The organism is Sphingomonas sp. PAMC 26621 (assembly GCF_000251145.1).
Lineage (GTDB): Bacteria > Pseudomonadota > Alphaproteobacteria > Sphingomonadales > Sphingomonadaceae > Sphingomonas.
The window spans coordinates 40,222-58,914 of record NZ_AIDW01000064.1; the positions used below are offsets into that span (position 1 = coordinate 40,222).

21 protein-coding genes and 2 pseudogenes are annotated in these 18,693 nt (G+C 60.4%); 14 read left to right on the plus strand and 9 right to left on the minus strand.

Annotated features, from left to right (window positions below):
* The first annotated feature begins 131 nt into the window (after window positions 1-131).
* From RI03_RS24990 to istB, 4 genes and pseudogenes are all read left to right on the plus strand, one after another.
* The gene (locus tag RI03_RS24990; RefSeq protein WP_238542501.1) at window positions 132-347 is read left to right on the plus strand and encodes a hypothetical protein; all 216 of its coding nucleotides are present in this window, start codon (window positions 132-134) and stop codon (window positions 345-347) included.
* On the plus strand, window positions 344-1,135 hold the full coding sequence (gene istA, locus RI03_RS24995; RefSeq protein ID WP_238542502.1) for an IS21 family transposase: 792 nt from the start codon (window positions 344-346) through the stop codon (window positions 1,133-1,135). Before RI03_RS24990 ends, istA begins: the two co-directional genes overlap by 4 nt.
* On the plus strand, window positions 1,063-1,599 hold the full coding sequence (locus RI03_RS25000; RefSeq protein WP_443208571.1) for a Mu transposase domain-containing protein: 537 nt from the start codon (window positions 1,063-1,065) through the stop codon (window positions 1,597-1,599). The genes istA and RI03_RS25000 overlap by 73 nt, the downstream gene beginning before the upstream one ends.
* A pseudogene (istB, locus tag RI03_RS21855) lies at window positions 1,596-2,455 on the plus strand (IS21-like element helper ATPase IstB). The gene RI03_RS25000 and the pseudogene istB overlap by 4 nt, the downstream one beginning before the upstream one ends.
* 932 nt (window positions 2,456-3,387) lie before the next feature.
* On the opposite strand, the gene RI03_RS21860 reads toward istB, so the two are convergent.
* Together RI03_RS21860 and RI03_RS21865 are read right to left on the minus strand one after the other, a co-directional pair.
* Window positions 3,388-3,822 (minus strand): GlcG/HbpS family heme-binding protein, encoded by a 435-nt coding sequence (locus tag RI03_RS21860; RefSeq protein ID WP_010219963.1) that lies wholly within the window; start codon window positions 3,820-3,822, stop codon window positions 3,388-3,390.
* A gap of 76 nt (window positions 3,823-3,898) precedes the next feature.
* Window positions 3,899-4,912: a zinc-binding alcohol dehydrogenase family protein gene (locus RI03_RS21865; protein WP_010219964.1), complete on the minus strand. Its 1,014-nt coding sequence runs from the start codon at window positions 4,910-4,912 to the stop codon at window positions 3,899-3,901.
* A 96-nt stretch (window positions 4,913-5,008) separates the two neighbouring features.
* Here RI03_RS21865 and RI03_RS21870 point away from each other — a divergent pair, with 96 nt between their 5' ends.
* Both RI03_RS21870 and RI03_RS21875 read left to right on the plus strand, forming a co-directional pair.
* Entirely contained in the window at window positions 5,009-5,371 is a 363-nt protein-coding gene (locus RI03_RS21870) for a winged helix-turn-helix transcriptional regulator (RefSeq protein WP_026046983.1), read from the plus strand.
* Between the two features lie 796 nt (window positions 5,372-6,167).
* The gene (locus RI03_RS21875; RefSeq protein WP_010219966.1) at window positions 6,168-6,428 is read left to right on the plus strand and encodes a hypothetical protein; all 261 of its coding nucleotides are present in this window, start codon (window positions 6,168-6,170) and stop codon (window positions 6,426-6,428) included.
* Window positions 6,429-6,710: 282 nt separating this feature from the next.
* Here the strand turns inward: RI03_RS21875 and RI03_RS23265 are convergent.
* The 4 genes from RI03_RS23265 to RI03_RS21900 form a co-directional block, all read right to left on the minus strand.
* A protein-coding gene (locus RI03_RS23265) for an IS630 family transposase (protein WP_170318413.1) occupies window positions 6,711-7,771 on the minus strand; the annotation gives its coding sequence in 2 pieces (ribosomal slippage) (window positions 6,711-7,279 and window positions 7,279-7,771; 1,062 coding nt in all).
* 302 nt (window positions 7,772-8,073) lie between these two features.
* The gene (locus RI03_RS21890; RefSeq protein ID WP_010219967.1) at window positions 8,074-8,310 is read right to left on the minus strand and encodes a DUF3253 domain-containing protein; all 237 of its coding nucleotides are present in this window, start codon (window positions 8,308-8,310) and stop codon (window positions 8,074-8,076) included.
* Window positions 8,311-8,384: 74 nt separating this feature from the next.
* A complete protein-coding gene (locus RI03_RS23930) occupies window positions 8,385-8,894 on the minus strand; it encodes a hypothetical protein (RefSeq protein ID WP_138995812.1) in 510 nt (169 codons plus the stop codon).
* 160 nt (window positions 8,895-9,054) lie between these two features.
* Window positions 9,055-10,143 carry an NAD-dependent epimerase/dehydratase family protein gene (locus tag RI03_RS21900; protein WP_010219970.1) on the minus strand — a complete coding sequence of 363 codons (1,089 nt, stop codon included), beginning with the start codon at window positions 10,141-10,143 and terminating at the stop codon, window positions 9,055-9,057.
* Window positions 10,144-10,234: 91 nt separating this feature from the next.
* On the opposite strand from RI03_RS21900, the gene RI03_RS21905 reads away from it, so the two are divergent.
* The 7 genes and pseudogenes from RI03_RS21905 to RI03_RS21920 all read left to right on the plus strand — a co-directional run bounded on the left by RI03_RS21905 (window position 10,235) and on the right by RI03_RS21920 (window position 15,547).
* Window positions 10,235-11,116, plus strand: a complete 882-nt coding sequence (locus tag RI03_RS21905) for a LysR family transcriptional regulator (RefSeq protein ID WP_026046984.1) — start codon at window positions 10,235-10,237, stop codon at window positions 11,114-11,116.
* A 501-nt stretch (window positions 11,117-11,617) separates the two neighbouring features.
* The gene (locus tag RI03_RS21910; protein WP_010219972.1) at window positions 11,618-12,022 is read left to right on the plus strand and encodes a response regulator; all 405 of its coding nucleotides are present in this window, start codon (window positions 11,618-11,620) and stop codon (window positions 12,020-12,022) included.
* 231 nt (window positions 12,023-12,253) lie between these two features.
* A complete protein-coding gene (locus RI03_RS23935; protein WP_170318451.1) occupies window positions 12,254-12,466 on the plus strand; it encodes a hypothetical protein in 213 nt (70 codons plus the stop codon).
* Between the two features lie 32 nt (window positions 12,467-12,498).
* Window positions 12,499-13,862 (plus strand): annotated as a pseudogene (locus tag RI03_RS21915) (transposase).
* Window positions 13,863-14,093: 231 nt separating this feature from the next.
* On the plus strand, window positions 14,094-14,540 hold the full coding sequence (locus RI03_RS23270) for a BLUF domain-containing protein (RefSeq protein ID WP_010219976.1): 447 nt from the start codon (window positions 14,094-14,096) through the stop codon (window positions 14,538-14,540).
* Between the two features lie 47 nt (window positions 14,541-14,587).
* Window positions 14,588-14,815 carry a hypothetical protein gene (locus tag RI03_RS23940; RefSeq protein ID WP_138995814.1) on the plus strand — a complete coding sequence of 76 codons (228 nt, stop codon included), beginning with the start codon at window positions 14,588-14,590 and terminating at the stop codon, window positions 14,813-14,815.
* A gap of 483 nt (window positions 14,816-15,298) precedes the next feature.
* Window positions 15,299-15,547: a DUF6894 family protein gene (locus RI03_RS21920; protein ID WP_010219977.1), complete on the plus strand. Its 249-nt coding sequence runs from the start codon at window positions 15,299-15,301 to the stop codon at window positions 15,545-15,547.
* Between the two features lie 109 nt (window positions 15,548-15,656).
* Here RI03_RS21920 and RI03_RS21925 read toward each other — a convergent pair whose 3' ends face one another.
* Together RI03_RS21925 and RI03_RS23275 are read right to left on the minus strand one after the other, a co-directional pair.
* Entirely contained in the window at window positions 15,657-16,388 is a 732-nt protein-coding gene (locus tag RI03_RS21925; RefSeq protein ID WP_010219978.1) for a Crp/Fnr family transcriptional regulator, read from the minus strand.
* A 239-nt stretch (window positions 16,389-16,627) separates the two neighbouring features.
* A complete protein-coding gene (locus RI03_RS23275) occupies window positions 16,628-17,332 on the minus strand; it encodes a PEPxxWA-CTERM sorting domain-containing protein (protein WP_238542504.1) in 705 nt (234 codons plus the stop codon).
* 124 nt (window positions 17,333-17,456) lie between these two features.
* Between RI03_RS23275 and RI03_RS21930 the strand changes: the two genes are divergently transcribed.
* A complete protein-coding gene (locus RI03_RS21930; RefSeq protein ID WP_010219979.1) occupies window positions 17,457-18,422 on the plus strand; it encodes a helix-turn-helix domain-containing protein in 966 nt (321 codons plus the stop codon).
* Here the strand turns inward: RI03_RS21930 and RI03_RS21935 are convergent.
* Window positions 18,382-18,693: transposase (locus RI03_RS21935; protein ID WP_010219981.1), on the minus strand; the 312-nt coding region annotated here is incomplete at its 5' end. The two genes, RI03_RS21930 and RI03_RS21935, sit on opposite strands and share 41 nt — an antisense overlap.

Below are 18,693 nucleotides of genomic sequence, written 5' to 3' on the forward strand. Positions count from 1 at the left end.
TCCCGCGATCTGATGGATGCGGCGGTGACAAAGCAGGCCATCGGAACGCCGGCGCGGTGCTGAGCGTGGCGGAGTAAAATCCGGCCGTTGGTAAGGCTGCTTCTTTTTGGGAGCGGCCGGGGATGTTTGCCGTGGAGAGCTATGCCGCCGTTCGGCGCTTCGTGTTTGAGGGTCACAGCCGTCGCGAGGCGGCGCGGGTGTTCGGGCTGAACCGGGAGACGGTGGCCAAGATGTGCCGGTTTTCGCTGCCACCGGGATATACGCGCAAGGAGCCGGCGGCGAAGCCGAAGTTGGGGCCGCTGCTGCCGGTGATCGATGCGATCCTGAGCGGACCACAGCGCCTGTGAAGCAGCGGCATACGGCCAAGCGGATCTTCGAACGGCTGCGCGATGAGCATGACTTTGCCGGCGGATATACCGTGGTGAAGGATCATGTTCGGCTCTGCCGGGCACGAGGGCGCGAGACGTTCGTCCGCTGGCACACCCGCCGGGTCATGCGCAGGTGGATTTTGGCGAGGCGTCGGCGTGATCGGCGGGTGCGCCAGAAGATCCACTTCCTGTGCATGGACCTGCCGCAGTCGGATGCCTGCTTTGTTAAGGCCTATCCACGCGAGACCACCGAGGCGTTCCTCGACGGGCATGTGTCGGCGTTCGCGTTCTTCGGCGGCGTGCCGCTATCGATCCTGTACGACAACACGACGATCGCGGTGGCGAAGATCTTGGGCGACGGGAAGCGCGAACGCACGCGCGCCTTCACCGAACTGTGCAGCCATTACCTGTTCCGCGATCGCTTCGCCCGGCCGGCCAAGGGCAACGACAAGGGCAAGGTCGAAGGGCTGGTCAAGTTCTCACGCGCCAACTTCATGGTGCCGGTCCCGCACGCCGCCAGCTTCGACGATCTGAACGCCGTGCTGGAAGAGCGCTGCCGCGCTCGACAGCGCGATCATGCCGGCCGCCATGCCGAGACGATCGGCGAGCGGCTGGTGGCCGATCGCGCCGCGCTGCGACCGCTGCCGGCGGTGCCGTTGGAGCCCTGCGAGAAGCGCGCTGCCGGGTCTCGTCGATGGCGCTCGTGCGCTATCGGACCAACGACTACTCGGTGCCGACCGCCTATGGCTTCCAGGACGTGGTGGTGAAGGGCTTCGTCGCCGAGGTCGTGATCCTGTGCGGCGGCAAGGAGATCGCCCGCCACCAGCGGTGCTATGGCGAGGGCGTGTTCGTCGCCGACCCGCTCCACTATCTGGCGCTGATCGAGACCAAGCCGGGTGCGCTCGACCAAGCCGCGGCGTTGCAGGGCTGGGCGTTGCCGGATGTGTTCCAGCATCTGCGACACCTGCTCGAAGCGCGGATGGGCAACCGCGGCAAGCGTGAGTTTATCCAAGTGCTGCGCCTGCTGGAGGCGTTGCCGCTCGACACCGTCACGGATGCCGTAACCCAGGCGATCCAGATCGGCGCTGTCGGGTTCGATGCGATCAAGCTGATCGCGCTGGCGCGCATCGCGCAGCGACCCGCCCGGCTCGACCTGGCGGCGTATCCGCACCTGCCGCGAACGGCGGTCAAGACGACCTCGGCCGCCGATTACGCGGTGCTGGCGGCATGAGCGGCGCACCTGATACGATGCCGGTCGGCACGATGAGCGGCACACCGCAGGTGCTGCTGGCGCATCACCTCAAGCAGTTGAAGCCGCCCACCGTGCTGCGCGAGTATGACAAGGTGGCCCGCGAGTGCGCGCGCGATGGCACCGACCATCCGCGCTATCTGCTGCGGCTCATCGAGCTCGAGCTGATCGACCGTGAACGGCGCACGATCAGCGGCGTATCCGGGCGGCACGGTTCCCGGCGGTGAAGAGCTTCGACACGTTCGAGTTTACCGCGATCCCGAGCCTCAACAAGATGCTCGTGCTGGAGCTTGCCCGCTGCGAGTATGTCCTGCGGCGCGAGAACATCATCGCGCTGGGCAACAGCGGCACGGGCAAGACGCATGTTGTGCTCGCCCTCGGCTTGGCCGCCTGCCAGAAGGGCTTTACCGTGACGTTCATGACCGCGGCCGCGCTGGTCAGCCAGCTACTGGAAGCGCGAGACGAACGCCGCCTGCTGAAGATGCAACGCGACCTTGCAGCGGTGAAGCTGCTGATCATCGACGAGCTTGGCTATGTGCCGCTGTCGCCCACTGGCGCCGAGCTGCTGTTCGAGGTGTTCTCCCAAAGGTACGAGCGTGGCTCCACGATCGTCACCTCCAACCTGCCGTTCGAGGACTGGACCCAGGTGCTGGGCAGCGAGCGGCTCACCGGCGCGCTGCTCGACCGGCTCACCCACCACGTCAGCATCCTGACCATGAACGGCGACAGCTATCGGCTGAAGCAGTCCGCCGGGCGCCGACGCTCCGCCGCCAGGGCGGAGCAAAACCAGGCCACCGAGATCATCGACCCCGAAACCGGCGAGATCACCGCCGCCTAGTAGACGAGGACAACGATACGAAGAGGGCCCCGATCGGGGCCCTCTTCGTATCGTCAGCCTCGCATCAACAATGGCCTGCTTTTACTCCGCCCCGCTGGCCTGGAATGCGACCGGCGTTGACACTGCCGCTGCCATTCTGGATCGTCATGCACGAGGACCTGAAGACGAGTGCCCGGTACCGGGTCGTATTCGACGCCCTCGCGGTCGGGCTTTCGCGGCTCGACTGACCGAACGAACAGGACTGGCGACATTCCTTGCTGGATGCGATCGATGAAGCCCTGCATGCTTTGACTTCGTTTCTAACGTTCTACGGCGCGCAAGGTAGCGCATGCCTTTCCAGGCGTACGTCGTCGACGCGCCTTTCCAAGCGCTGACGATACGTACCTAGGCTTGCCTCAGCTCTTTCCATCCAACGGTGCGGCGGCGCGTCAATATGCGACGTCAAATTGCCGTTCTATCGAAGTGAACGAATGTCTGAAGTTGGGAGGCCGCAACTTAGCGTCGAATGGCCGACTATGGGTCTTGACGGCCGCGGAGCGATCGGCAGGAGCCGACCAAAGCCGGTAGTTCAGATCAGCCATCGCGGACGTCTTCCGCTGACAAAAGCTGCCGATGTATCGCTCCGTAGTTAACTGGCAGGAAAGTGCCCCAGTCATTCAGCGTGGGGGATCTGGCACGTCAAGGCAGCGGATCCCGACGGATTATCTTAGAACTGCTTGCTTCTTGCTTGCTGCGTGCGTCGTTCATCACACTGTCCCGGCAGACTACGGACAGCATAGGCGAGATACAGTGGTATCAATACCGTTTTGACGCGAGCCCCGGCGGCTGATTTCTCGTCCGAAACTCCCCTCTGTTGAGGAAAATCTGCTTGAGGAAGTCGCCACCGTTGGGCCCCTGAATGGTGCCCAACGGCTAATCCTATATCGAACGCTTCACGCAGGAAGTTCAAACGCCAATTTGGTCAACGCCGCCACGCAGGCGTTCTGATCCTGGCCGTAGGTTCCGCCCGAGATGCCGATGCCCCCGATCAGCTTTCCGTCTTCCAGAATGGGATAGCCACCGCCGACCGCCACCATCCGCGGACGATAAGCAAGCGGCGCGACCTTGGGATCGTTCGACACATAGTCGTTCCAGACATGGGTGGGGAAACCGAACGAGGCAGAGCTCCAGGCTTTGTCGATGGCGACGTCGACGGTGAGAAACGGAGCATCGTCAGTGCGCTCGAAGGCGCGCAAATTGCCCGTGGCGTCAACCACGGCGACGGCGGCTGGAATGCCGATTTCGCGCGCCGCTGCAAGCGCGGCCTCGATCAGCGCGACGGCTGCCGCGCGGTTGATGGAAGCGGTAGCGATCGACTTGTCGGTCATGGGATCTCCTTTGTCGGGACTGATGTTGGCCCGGCCTGTGTTGCGATATGTATCAGGGGGTAGCGGTGATCTGCGGTCAGAAGCCTTCGAGGACGATCTTGCCTCTTGCAGTGCCGCTCTCGAGCCGCGCGTGCGCTCGTTTGAGATTGGCGGCGTTGATCGGCGAGAGGCGCTCGGTCAGCGTCGTGACGATTTCGCCCGCGTCGACAAGCGCGGCGACGGCGTCGAGGATCTTGCCCTGCTCGCTCATGTCCGGTGTCTCGTAGATCGAGCGGGTGAACATGAGCTCGTGATGGATCGACACCGCCTTGCGCTTGAACAGCATCACGTCGAAGCCCTGCGGGTCATCGATCAGCCCGAACCGTCCCTGCGGCGCGATCAGCTCGGCGATCTCGGCGACATGTTGCTGTGTTTGCGTGGTCGAGAAGACGAAGGCGGGCGCGCCGATGCCGAGCGCGGCGACCTGCGCCGCCAACGGCTGCGCATGATCGATCACATGATTCGCGCCGAGCGTGCGGATCCAGTCCTGCGTTTCGGCACGAGACGCCGTGGCAATCACGGTCAAATCGGTGCGCCGACGGGCAAGCTGAACGGCGATCGAGCCGACGCCGCCTGCCCCGCCGATGATGAGGATCGCCGGTGCCGCGCCCGGAATCGAGCGGATCACGTCCAGCCGGTCGAACAGACTCTCCCACGCGGTGAGCGAGGTGAGCGGAAGCGCCGCCGCCTGAGCCCAATCGAGCGTCTCGGGTTTGCGGCCGACGATGCGCTCGTCGACCAGATGGTATTCGGCATTGGTGCCCGTTCGAGTGATCGAGCCGGCGTAGAAGACCGCGTCGCCCACCTCGAACAGCGTCACGTCCGGCCCCACGGCGCTGACGATTCCGGCGGCGTCCCAGCCGAGAATCTTCCAATCGCCGTCTTGCGGTGCGGTGCTGCGACGGACCTTATAGTCGACCGGGTTCACCGAGATCGCCTTCACCTCGACGAGAATGTCCCGGCTAGTCGGCACCGGCACAGGCAGCTCGATATCGACGAGCGACGCGGCGTCAGTGATCGGGCCGGCGATCTTATATCCTATGGCTTTCATGCTTGCCTCCAGCTTGCTGGAACCGCATCTAGTGAGTATAGACCGAACGCGTAATACGCACAAAATTCTATCGTAGTGTCAAAAAGGATACCGATCGTGGTGAAGCCTCGTCATTCCAGCTTCGAGTGCGCGCCAGGCTGTCCCGTCGAAGCGGCCATCAGCCTGATCGACGGCAAGTGGAAAGGCGTGATCCTCTTCCACCTGCTCGAGGGCACGTGTCGCTTCAACGAACTGCGGCGTCACATCCCCGGCGCGACGCAGCGCACGCTGACCAACCAGCTCCGCGAACTGGAAACCGACGGTCTGATCGTCCGCAAGGTCTACGCCGAAGTGCCGCCGAAGGTTGAGTACAGCATATCCGAGCTTGGTCTGACACTGACCCCGGTACTGCTGGCGCTCAAGCATTGGGGCGACACAAACCTTGGGCGATTTGCGCGGCCGAGTGCGCTTGCTGCCTAATCCGGGCAGCCGTGATTGCGGTCGCCGCCGCGTGACTACCCCGGAAAAATCATGCGCCGCAACGTTGATGGCGCTCCCCAGGCCCTGACGCTCTGACGCCCGGCTCGAATACATTGTTCGAGCATTTCGTCGCCGAGGACGTACCGGACGTCTAGCGCGGTTCGGAAGCCTCAGACGAGGTTATATCGATTGCACGTAACTTTTGTGGGCCTGGATGACGGAAGGCAGTTATCCCATTTTCTCAGTCTGGAACCTGCCGTTTCGAGAACCGGCCCACCTTTTGTCATTCTGCGATACCGGTCCCGCACCCGACGAATGTCGGCTCCTGACAAGACCTGCCGTTCGAAAGGTCGCTGGTGAACGGCAAAATTGTCCCAAAGTTCGCCATTTCAGCGCGGCTACAGGACGATCGCGAACCGATGAATGAATGTCCGGAGTTAGGAAGCGCAAGAAGGGCGCTGTGCGTCCATAATTGGGTCTTGCTTGCCTGTTCCTGGGCAGTTCCGCCCAGACCCGGACGCTCAGGTGATAAACCCAATCCCCGAAAGCAGCCGCTTGGCCGGCGCAATCATTCGCCTCCTCCGAGCTGTAATCTCGGGACGGAGTAATCAGGAACCTGTATTGGGAAAGCAAATTTGGCCATTAGCCGTCTTGCAGTTAGCCCCGGCTGCTTTTCCCAGGGATCGCCCAATTTGCGAATGTAAGAAGGTGACGGAATCGGACTGTTAAAGCCTATTGCGGCCGATATACGGAATGGTAGATTTGCCATCAGCTCATTCCGACTGTTTGGATTGCCATGGACCTCGATAAACCAACAAATTTGCTAAACTCGGATGAGATTGATCTAATTGTCAGTCATTTAGCTAGCGCGAAAAAGTACGGCGATCCCAGACAGGTATGGGTCGAAGATGGACATGTCTTTGTCGAGGGCCACGACGGAGAAATCGTCTCAATGACCCCCGCGGTAGCGATCAAAATGGGTCGGATGCTGGGCGAGGCTGGAGCCGCTTCGCTGATCAACAAAGTGATGGACGAGAATGCCAGAAAAGAGGGTTAGTGGCCAATGCCGCCCTCGAGTCTATTCAAATTGCGCTTCCACAGCAGCATAATCGTAAAACTATTCGGTCAGTTATGGACATTTGATCGACATTGCCCGTTAATCCAAATGTTGTCGTAGCCCACTCCAATAAATCGCGCACGTCCGGCGTTGTTAGAAAAGACCGTCATATGCGTGATAATGCGTAACCCGCATTGACTTTGTTCTACATCATAAATTTACGGAAAGACAGTAATTGGCCGGGGAGGTTTTCGGGACGCCACTAATACCAAGACTCTCTGATCAGGACCGATGGGCCCACGACCGCAGTCCGATGGACATGATGCGCCACGGCTGATCGGTGAGGCGGTTCCAGGCGAAGCAGCAATGGTCGAGGATGTCGTCGTAGGATTTGAAGATGCGGTTCGACAGCCAGTTGTCGCGCATGAACTGCCAGACGTTTTCGACCGGGTTGAGCTCGGGGCATTTTGCCGGCAGCGGCAGCAGCGTGATGTTGGCCGGGACGATCAGCCCCGCCGAGAGATGCCAGCCTGCCTGGTCAAGTATCAGCACGGCATGGGCGCCGGGCGTCACGGCGGCGGATATCTCGGCGAGGTGCAGCGTCATCCCTTCGGTATTGCAGCGCGGGAGCACCAGGGCCGCTCCCTTGCCCTCGGCTGGGCAGATGGCGCCGTAGATGTAGGCCGAGGTGGTACGTTGGTCCTTCGGCGCTGACGGACGTGTCCCGCGCTTGGCCCAGCGCCGGGTGATGCCGTTCTTCTGGCCGACCCGCGCCTCATCCTGCCACCACAGTTCTATAGGTGTACCGCCAGGGAGCGCTGCCCGGATCGCTGCCACTTGGGCGGGGAAGCCTTTTTAAAAACGTCGATGGCGTCAGCCGCCTGCGCATGATGCCTCGGTCGTGCCGTCAGCTTCCTGTAGCCCATGGCGCGCAGGTCGCGGCTCAGCGTCTGCTTGCTGACCGACACACCATATTCGTCGAACAGCCACTGGATCAAATCGACGATCCGCCAGCGCACCACGCCATGCGACGCCGGGACCGGGCCCTGTTCGATGATCTCGGCAAGCGCCCGCTTATGCTCTGGGCCAAGCACTGGACGGGGACCGGGGGCTTTGCCGTCGAGCAAGCCGTCGGGCCCGCTGGTATTGAAGCGCAGCACCCAGTCTCGAACCGTCTGCAAACCAACGCCGCCGACCTGTGCCGCCGCGTGCCGCGCACCACCATCGTAAATCACCGCCAGCGCCAGCAGCCGCCGGACCTGATTGGCGTCACCGCTCAAACGCGCCAACCTTCGAAGACCAGACCCGTCGAAATCGTCCCTTAGCCCAACCGCTGATGCCACCGCCAACCTCCCACCGTTTGCGATGTTGAATCAGATCATGACCGACTTGGGAATCCCCGGCGCTGAGTCAGGCTCCGAGGGACTTGGTATAAGCTTACCGCCGGACATATTTGGAAAGCGATGCCTAATATGCTGTCAGCGCGGAGATGAATGAGTGTCTGAAGTTGGCAGGCGGGGAAGGGCGCTCGAACGTCCACACCTGGGTCACCCCAGCCGCAGCTGCAGACTCTCACAATTTTGAGCAGATTGGCAGGATTGGTCTCATACTGGAATGAGCGAAGAGTGCAGGGTGAGCCCCAGCCTCAATCGTCGCCAAAACGGTGGATCCTGTACGGTCCTGATCGCGTTCCAAGCAGCTGTCCCTTCGACGTTAGCCGTACCAGCCCGTCGCTGAACAGCTCGTCTATCGCTTCGTGGACCGCAGGCATCGCGCTGCGCCAGTCCTGTGCGATCAAGCGGGCCACCTCGCTCGGGCATATCGTCGCGCCCGGTGCGCGGCGCTCGTGCAGGGCCGATGTCGCCGCCTTCGGATCGGTCATTCAGACTGAGTCGGGCCCGTACGCCAATCGGTCAAGCAGTGTTTGTCACTAGCGGCCTTGCTTAGGCAAGTATCCTAGCAGGTCGCTTGGTTATAGATGAGCCGATACCGGATCGGTGTGGAGAGCCGCGGACTGGTGATCGTAGTCTCTTCCACAAACTGGGGGCCAACGATTCGATACACTGTGGTCCGTTCGTTGTCGAAGGCATGGAACGTCAGCAAAACCGCTTCACCGTTCGCTTTTGCCAATACATCGAAGACCTGCCCGTCGTTGAGCTTCCACTGCGTCGGCTCACCGCCTTTCAAAAGAAGAAGCTGCGGTCTGGTTTCGTACTTGATTGAGAACCGACTTGGTAAATTTGAAGTTCTAATTTCATCTCCAGGCGTGTTTGCCTTCCGCAGCCTTCGGGAGAAGTAGTCGGTGTTGGGAAGACCGGCAACAGCGCGCGTGATCGCCTGTTGGATGTCGTCGCTCCGTTCACGGTCTAGGACGTAGATGCCTGAACGCACGCATTGCGGTGGGCTCGTTATACCAGAGGTGACGTTGGTAACTCCGGCCGCCGCCGACAAAGCCCAATGAAGCATCACGTTCTCCTCAAACCTCGCTGCTTGCAGCGGTGGGTGTAGTAACGATCTGCCTAAGCGCATAGGTGCGCTCAAAGCAGCTACGGATATCACGGCGATTGCCGCATTTATTCCATAGGTTCGACGACTTGCGGTCAGCTCGGTTGGGCGGCGCGCGCAACTATGGCGTGCACGTCATCGTCCAGCAATGCGTCATCGACCTGCCGACGAGAATGGCTTGATCGACGACGTCTCCACCTACCAAGGCGGTCAGCACCGCCAGAACGACGTTGCGGAGGTCTGGCCTCTCCGGCCGCACGTGGCGGGTGCCAGCCATTTCAACGATGGCCCGCAAAGGCGCGAACGGTGGCGGGGACGCCAACCTCGAACGGTGTTGGCGCGAAGCCAAAGCGGCGCGTGAACTTACTACCGTCCACGATATATGGCCGATCCATGTGAAGCCAACATCGGCGACCTCCTTGGCGAAGCGATAAAAAAGGCCGAGCGGCCGAAGCAGCCCTGGTGGCACGGCCCACACCCGGAGGCGCTCTCCCAGTGTTGCAGCGCCTATTGTGAGCAGCTCGCGTGGAGTGCGTGTCGGTGCGCATGGCATGTTCCAGACCTGTCCGAAATCGGCATCGTCGGCGTCGAGCAAAACCACCGCCGCGCGCGCAATGTCCGGCACGTAGGCGAAGTCGTGAGGAATGGTCGCCGGAACCAGCAGCTGCGCGGGCTTGCCTTTCGCCTGCTCGCCGAATGCCGACGCGCCGAGGTGCGATACGGCGACCCCTGGTCCGTAGAAGTCGGTGCAGCGCAGGGCCGCTACCCGCACGCGGTCCGCTGCTGCTTGCCAGATGCGGCTGACGTCTGCGAGAATCGCGCTCTTTTTCCCGGTCGGCGTTAGGGCCATGTCCTCCGTGCGCGACTTCGTCTTGGCACCTAGCTGGTAGAGATTGTCGATGAGCACCAGCCGCGTACCGGCGTCGGCACAGCCCTCGACCAGGTTGGTCATCGTCGTCGGCCACACCGTCTTCCATAGGCGTGAGTCATAGGCGAAGCCGACCGCGAGCATCGCCTGCGCCGATCCGGCGAGTGCACGTCGCACATCCGCAGCGTCCAGCACGTCGCACGCCATGTGCTCGACTCCGTAAGGTAGATCGGCCGGCAGGTTCCGGGTCGCGACCCTGACGCGGTCACCGCGTGCGGCGAGTATCTCGACGATTCGGCGCCCGACCGCGCCGAATCCAAATACCGTGATCTGCTGTGTCATCGCTCATTCCTTCCCGTTGGTAAGACGGAGATGGACCCTTTGGCGTACGACGGAAATTGCCGAAGCGCGTGCACCTGCTATACGAGAAACGATGAGCGCTGATCCAGACTGGGCTTTATACCGGACGCTATTGGCAGTCCTGGACGAGGGGTCGCTTTCTGGAGCGGCACGTCGCCTCGCATATACACAGCCAACAGTGGCGCGTCACATCGACGCGCTTGAGGCGAAACTTGGCGCGGACCTGTTCCTGCGATCGCAGCGCGGGCTCGAGCCGACCGATCTGGCGCGGACGCTGCGCCCACACGCCGAGATCATGGCCACCGCCGCCGCCACGCTATTGCGCACCGCAAGCGGCGCGCCCGGCGCAGTCGAGGGGACGGTGCGGATCAGCGCGAGCGAAGTCATTGGCGTCGAGTACTTGCCAACGATCCTCGCCCGGCTTCGCCGCGAACACCCTGCGCTGGTGGTCGAGCTCGTCCTTACGGACCGCGTAGATGACCTGCTAGGTCGCGCAGTCGACATCGCGGTGCGCATGACCGAGCCGACCCAGGGCGCCTTGCTGGCGCGGCGACTGCCGCCGGTCGAGCTCGGCTTCCATGCCCATGCCGACTATATCGGGAGGGTTGGAACGCCGACGACACTCGCTGACCTCTCGCGGTACGATGTGATCGGGTACGATGAGGAGACGCCTGCCCTCCGGACGATGGCGACCCGTCTAGCCCCTCTTGACCGGCGGGGCTTCGCATTACGGACCGACAGCAACCTCGCGCAGTTGGCAGCCATCCGGGGCGGGTTCGGCATTGGCATATGTCAGGTCGCGATCGCCAGCCGCGACCCGATACTAGTTCGCATACTTCCTGAGATCACGCTGCCGCTGCCATTCTGGATCGTCATGCACGAGGACCTGAAGACAAGTGCACGGTACCGGGTCGTGTTCGACGCCCTCGCGGTCGGGCTTTTGCGGCTCGACTGACTGAGGAAGTAGGACTGGCGACTGCCTGGCTGGATGCGATCGGTGAAGCCCTGCATGCCCTGACTTCGGTTCTAACGTTCTGGGGCGCGCAATGTAGCGCATGCCGTTCCAAGCGTATGTAGTCGACACGCCTTTTCCGGCGCTGATGACAAGGACCCAGGCTCGCCCCAGCTCTTTCAACTCAGCGGTGTGGCTGCGCGTCACTATGCAACGTCAAATTGTCGTTCTTCCAAAATGAACAAGTGTCTGAAACTGGGAGGCACCAACTAAGCGCAGAATGGCGGATTATGGGTCGTCTCCGCCGCCGAAGGCTGCCGGCCGATTCCGCGCAATTTCGGACATTGTCGATTCTGACCGCTTGCTCGTTAAGGCTGACTTGATGATGCCTTGCCGCAGCATCGACAAGCTCTGGCGACCAACCCGTTGTTTCCTGTTCGTCGGTCATGCTAAAAGCGCGACTCAAAAAGTTTGGGTTCGGTAGTCGAGGAAGGGCTTGCTGCTGTGGATAGCACACGCACGTTGCGCATTCTCTGCGTGGACGATAATCCTGACATCCGGCTGATTGTAGAACTTTCCCTGAATCTCGACCCACACTTTGCCGCTGTTTCGGTCGGCGGCGCTGCGGAGGCAATGTCGGCATTATCTGAGCAGACGTTCGATTTGGTGCTTCTCGATGCATTGGTGGAAGAGGCAAGTGGATTGAAATTGCTGGAAAACATAACGAAAACTGATGGGTCGCCACCTACCCCAGTGATTTTCCTCACGGCGGATACTATTCGCCGTAGCCGATACGACAAGCCTGGCGTCCTGGGAGTGATCACGAAGCCCTTTGACCCCATCACGCTGGCGGCCGTCGTGCGATCGCACATCGCGGATATCGACAAAGAGCGCCTTTCTGAGAAATAGCATATGTTGTTTCGCGGATTTGGGTCAGGAGGTAGGATCATCTCATGGAACATGATTTGTCGGCCTTCGTCGTTAGCATGCGACGTCAATTCGGCGCGAGGGCTGAGGAAGTAGCTCGTAACCAATCTGAGAGTTCGAGCGGCACCGTTTCTGAGACTTGGCGGTCCATCCTTCATGCTCTCGAGCTTTCCTCCGGGCAGGATCAAGCGCGTTCAGCGCCGTTCGAACAGCGTGACCGGCCAGAAGCGCGTTGATTTTCAGTTAGGTTGGCGACCACGTGTCGCACTGAACGTACAATTTCCACCAGATCGTGACGGTCAGGCGCTACTGGCGTTCCGGCCGTTCCTGAAAGCCGACTTGCAGCTTTCGGCCGGTAAAGCGGACGGACCCGAAACGCCCGATTCTGTTGAAAAACTCGCGCTTGCAGTAGAGGCGTCGGTCTGATTCACTCGTCGCAAGATAAGCGGAGGCGGCCGATGATGGGCGAGCGGACGGTGGCGCAAGAGGCACTGTTTTACGGCTTTAACATGAAGCGGCACGTGCCGTCGGACTACATGCTGCGTTCGATTGACCGGTTCGTCGACCTGTCGGGCATCCGTGAGCACCTGAAGCCTTTCTATAGCAAGACGGGACGGCCCTCGATCGATCCCGAGTTGATGATCCGGATGCTGATCGTCGGCTATTGCATGGGGATCCGCTCGAAGCGGCGGCTGTGCGACGAAGTGCACTTGAACCTGGCGTATCGCTGGTTCTGCCGGCTGGGTCTGGAGGGCGACGTGCCCGACCACTCGACCTTCTCGAAAAACCGCCATGGCCGCTTCCGCGACAGCGATCTGCTGCGCGGATTGTTCAAGACGACGGTCGCGCGCTGCATGGCCGAGGGACTGGTCGGTGGCGAAGGCTTTGCGGTCGATGCCAGCCTGATCCGGGCCGATGCCAACCGCCAAACCGGCGGCCCGGGAAGCGACGGCTTGCCGCCCGACGCCGACAACCGCGCCGTGCGCTAATATCTCGCAGTCCTCGACGATGCCGCGTTCGGAGCGGCAACACCGGTGGTGCCCAAGTTCCTGGCACCCGCTGATCCGGCATCGCGCTGGACCTGCGCGCATGGCGGACAGGCCTTTTACGCCTACTCGACTAACTACCTCATCGATCTCGACCATGCCGTCATCCTAGACGTTGAGGCGAGCACCGCGATCCGGCAGGCCGAGGTCACGGCGTGCAAGCGGATGATCGCGCGGGTGCAGGACCGGTTTGGCATCTGGCCGCAGCGGCTGGCGGCGGACACCGGCTACGGCTCGGCCGAGATGCTCGCTTGGCTCGTCCACGAGCGCGACATCGAACCGCATATCCCGGTGTTCGACAAGTCCGCCCGCCGTGACGGCACGTTCGAACACACCGACTTCCGCTACGACATCGCGCGTGATGTTTACACGTGTCCGACGGGCGAGGAGTTGCGCCGCCACTGGCAGGAGGGCCGCGCCGCCAAGGAACACCACCGATCGACGGCCTCTACCGATACCGCGCCCGCAAGGCGGCGTGCGACGCCTGCAGCCTGCGGCCACGATGCTGCCCCAACGGCTCGCACCGCAAGATCCTGCACTCCATCCATGAGGGCGCCCGCGACATCGCCACGACCGACGCCTATGTCACGTCACGACGCGAACGAAAGAAGGTCGAAATGCTGTTCGCGCACCTCAAACGCATCCTGAAGCTCGACCGATTGCGCCTGCGAGGACCAAACGGCGCCAAAGATGAGTTCCTCCTGGCCGCCACCGCTCAGAACCTTCGCAAGATGGCCAAGCTCATCCCGATGCCGGTGCAAATGGCACCCGCCTGAACGGCGGACATCGCTCACGCGATACAGAAGCAGCTTCCACCCGCAGCCCAAACCCGACTTCTTCAACGAAATCGCCCAATTTCGGACATTTAGCGCTGCTTGGGTGCTTCCCGAAATCGGTCGCTCGTTTAGCCTCGGCTTCCGCCTTTTCGAGCGCCCTCAATAACGCATGTTGTTGACAGCAATCTGGCCTCTCGGTCAGACCTATGGTCACTCGGTTTGGGGTGAACAATGCGCCAGATACTGTATGTCAGTACAAGCACGGTTCCGGGTGATGGCGCTGACCTCACGAGAATACTCAATCAGTCGCGCCATAACAACGCACTGGACGGGGTTACGGGTTTGCTATTTTCAGATGGCAAATGCTTCATACAGGTGTTGGAAGGTTCGGGGGTAAGCGTCGAACCTTGCTTGCAAAGAATTATGAAAGACGACCGTCACCACTCCATCGAAATAATTATGGATCGTATTATTTCCGATCGAGAAATCGGATTATGGAATATGTTGCATCGTCGCAAAAACGATCCAGTCGAAATGTATAAAGCGCATATAGACCGATTGTTATCTCACGCATGTGACCAAGTGCGAGTACATTTTAATCTTTTTTGGCAACGGGTTCACACGCTAACGTCCGACCTGCCACCACTGATCCTATTGCAAAAGGGATACCGCTTTTGACGTTCGTCTCCGGGCGCTTCCATTGAGACGAAATACGGAATGGCATCGTGTTCGAAGCGTCTGGCCCTGGCGGACCTATCAAATATCTAATTACCCCAGCCGCAATCGCTGAATTGTCAAACGACGGCGAGATTAGTTTCAACACGCAACAGTGTATGGATATATTTAAGAAGTTTGAGCGTTACATTCACCACATCGCGCAGCGTCAAAGACAGGCGTTTAAAACAAACCTACCACCGATTGTCATTCGCGCCGACGATGTAAGAGGCGAATGACCGCTGATTAAGAGTTTGATCAAAACCAAGCCACCCGCGATCTGCGCCTTTTTCATCAGAACATGACTGATCACTGTGCCGCCAATCTCGCTCAAAAGCGACAGCATTTGACTAACGCGTCGACTCTGAAGCACCACATGGGAGATCTTTCAAGCGTCCCGGATTATAGTCTCTACTACCATCCAACGTCTTTACGTCCGCTGTCCGGTCTTTGCGACCCGACAGCGGTCGCTCGGCAATCCACCACTTTTTGCCATTTAGTTTAGGGTGTCATTCCGCCCTCAGCCGTAACCCACCCCGAGTTGCCCTCGCCCTTTAGTTTCGCGGCGTTTTGCCACAATCCCTCAGTGTTTCGTTGCGGGCATAGGGCGCAGAAGTAGCGGCGGTGGGGCTAGAGATTGAACCAAAGACGTTTTTTCTATGAGCTTACGCACCAATCCGCTTTCTGCGCGTTGAGACAGCTTATTGACCTCGAGGTACGTGATGTCGCGTTACTTCTTCCATCTGCACGAAAGCGGCAGCGTGACACTGGACGAGGAGGGCTCGGAGCTAGCTGATCTAGCCCAGGTCCGGCACTTCGGCCTGAAAGGCGCGCGGGGGCTTATGGCGGCTCAGGTCTGCGAGGGACACCTCTATCTGGACGGGAAGATCCAGGTCGTCGACGCCGGTGGTGCCGAGGTCATGTCACTGCGGTTTGCTGAGGCAGTCGCGATCTCGCCGCCCACCGCGTAAAGTCATCTCGCGACTTTGGTCATGGCCGGCCGGTCCAGTGGAGCCGCTACCACGGCGTTAGTCATCCTGTGCTGACATCGAAGGAAGCGAATTCTCACGAACCATCGCCTTAGGCAGCAAGGTGGAGGTAGTCCGCCCGAAACTCTGCGATCTGCTTCAGGCGTTTCCAGTCCGCGACCTGCAGGTCGCGACCGGAGCCTTGCAAGGCACCATCCTCCCTGAGTGTCCGCAGCATCCGGTTGACGTGCACCGACGTGAGACCGGTGGCGTCGCCAATGTGCTCCTGAGTCATTGGTATCACTTGCTCGCTCGGGCTACCCAGTCCGGCGGCTTCCGACCTTGTCACGAACTCGCAGAGCATGTGGGCGATCCGGGTCTTCGCGCCGCGGCGGCCAACGTTAAGCACCCATTCTCGAAAGACCGATGCGTCCAGGAGGCTGTCGCGCCAGAGCGCGACGCCAATGGCGGGATGCTCTTCGACCAGTTGCCGCAGCGCCGTGACCGGCACGAACGCCACGTTGGCGTCTGTGATAAGCTGCACGTTGTGGTCGGCGTTCTCGAGCCAGAGATGCTGCACGTCCAGGAAGTCGCCTGCGACGTGGAACGAGACGATCTGACGCCCCCCATCCTTTGCCACCTTGTGTCGGCAGGCGTAGCCCGAGATGAGGACGCCGCATTCTGACACCAGCTGGCCCTCGGTGACGACCCACGCCCCCGCCTTCAGCCGCAGTGTGCGTAGAGGTAGTGATTGGAGAGCGTCCACCTCGTCATGGGAGATCATTCCTGAACCGCAGAGCTTTTGCCCAAGCGCCGCAGCGGGCTTCTCAATGAAGGAAAACATATCCCATGGCCCATTTGGTTGATCTGGATCAGAGAATTATCGAAATGTGAATCAGTTCCAACTCAGGTCAGCCGCAAAAGAAGCCGGGCGGCTAGCGCCCAGTTGCGGACGTTCACTCAATATATTTGTCAGACCGAAACCTGCCATTCAGATCGTTCGCAACTGAGCGTAAAGCCTCGATCGACAAAAGGGGCCGCCGACATGACGGTCGACGGCCCGTTAGATAGATGTCGGCAAGATTAGGCGAACCGGATGCGGGTCGCGACGGTAATCTTGCGACGTCGCATCGCGCCACCGACGAGGCCAAAGCCGGCGATCATCATTGCCCAGGTTGCTGGTTCGGGAACGGCGGCTACAACCGGCGAAAGCGCAAAGCGAGCAAATGTATCAAGCGGTAAAGTTGATGAATCTTTACCTACCAATTCATTAGGATTGTCAAAATCAAAACTATTGCCGCCATTATTCTGCGCTACGATTGTAACTGTAGAGACCGCCGTCAACGCGTATGGTATATTTGTCCGGCATAAGACTGTATCGGCGCATCCGTTTGTAAGCGCTGGATTACTATCAAACATGCCGAGGTCTGTATTGACAAAGACTTGATCCAACAGTGCCCTAGCCGCCAATATGGCGTTCGCCTGCGTTTTGAATGCGAAGTTGCTGACTGTGCAAGCACCGAAAACGCTAGCGCATGTGCCGTCGAGGAACGCAACATCGTAACTGACGCCGCTGATTAGAACCCCAGTCGCACCGGTAAGAACGCCACTGCTATTGACGATCTGCGTAGCCGCTGAAGCAGGCGCCGTCGCGACCAATCCCGTCAGGCACGCGCCAGCGAGCAAACCCTTAATCATCTTCATACGCTTTACCCCATAGGTGACGCCGACGACCCCGCCTTGCGCCGTTGTGACCGGCTCTTCCCCGCTGCCCGTGGATTTACCCATTGTTAATCGACGTGCAACAAGCCGCATATCCGCTATGGATCGCGCCCCATATCGGGACGCACGCCGATTGACTAAACGAGCCTCGACCGCGTGATCTGGTGGGCCGGTAAATAGGAAAGCGATCTTGAACGATATCGCCGTCAGGAAACTCTCCCGGCTGGGTAACGAACTCCATCTAGGTTCGTCGATCGCGACCGCCGAACTGGTGCCGGGGCATTTCGAGTCCGCCGTTGTCCTGATCCTGCTGCTGCGTCGGTGTGCCAGTGACTGGATCAGGGGCGAATGCTTTCGCCGTCCGAGCGAGGTCGTCCAGTCGGCTTCAATCAACGCGCTCGCGGCTTCCCTGCACAAGCCTTATGCGACCACTCACCGCCACGTCATGCGCCTGATTGATCTCGGATGGGTCGAATGGGGGGAGCAGGGCGTCGCTGTCTCTACCGATCCGAAGGTCGAGCGACGGATCATCGATATGATGGTCTTCGCCCATGACAGCATCGTGCGCCTGGCCGAAGATTTCAGCCGGGACCTGCCGTTCGCTACGCCCGATCGCACTTCAGCATCCAATCTTCGATGGCGCACGGTGACGACAGCGCTCGATATCTGGCTGGTGCCGTTCGAATATGCGGCCGAGCCAATCACCAACTGGACGAGCAAGCTCGTCTGGATTGTCATTATCTGTGCCAATGTCCGGCACATCACCGTCGATCCAGAACTGAGCGAGCGGTACGCCTACAATTTTACCCCGGACGAGCTACGTCGACCTATCACGGCACGGACGATCGCCCGCCTTACCGGTCTGAGCTATGGAACGGTATACCGGCATTGCCAGACGCTCGCGGAAAAAGACGCGATCCGCTATCAGCGTGACGGGTGGGTCCTGGTCAGCCGACAGATCGGAAGCGAGCAGATCGATCAGGGCGTCCATGCCCTACTGGAGTATTTTCAGAAACGCATCGGCGAGCTGATCGCATACGGTTTCGATACCGCACGGGTGGACGCCTTCTACATCAACGGACGGCCCGCCTACCTGTCATACCAAGACTCTCTGATCAGGACCGATGGGCCCACGACCGCAGTCCGATGGACATGATGCGCCACGGCTGATCGGTGAGGCGGTTCCAGGCGAAGCAGCAATGGTCGAGGATGTCGTCGTAGGATTTGAAGATGCGGTTCGACAGCCAGTTGTCGCGCATGAACTGCCAGACGTTTTCGACCGGGTTGAGCTCGGGGCATTTTGCCGGCAGCGGCAGCAGCGTGATGTTGGCCGGGACGATCAGCCCCGCCGAGAGATGCCAGCCTGCCTGGTCAAGTATCAGCACGGCATGGGCGCCGGGCGTCACGGCGGCGGATATCTCGGCGAG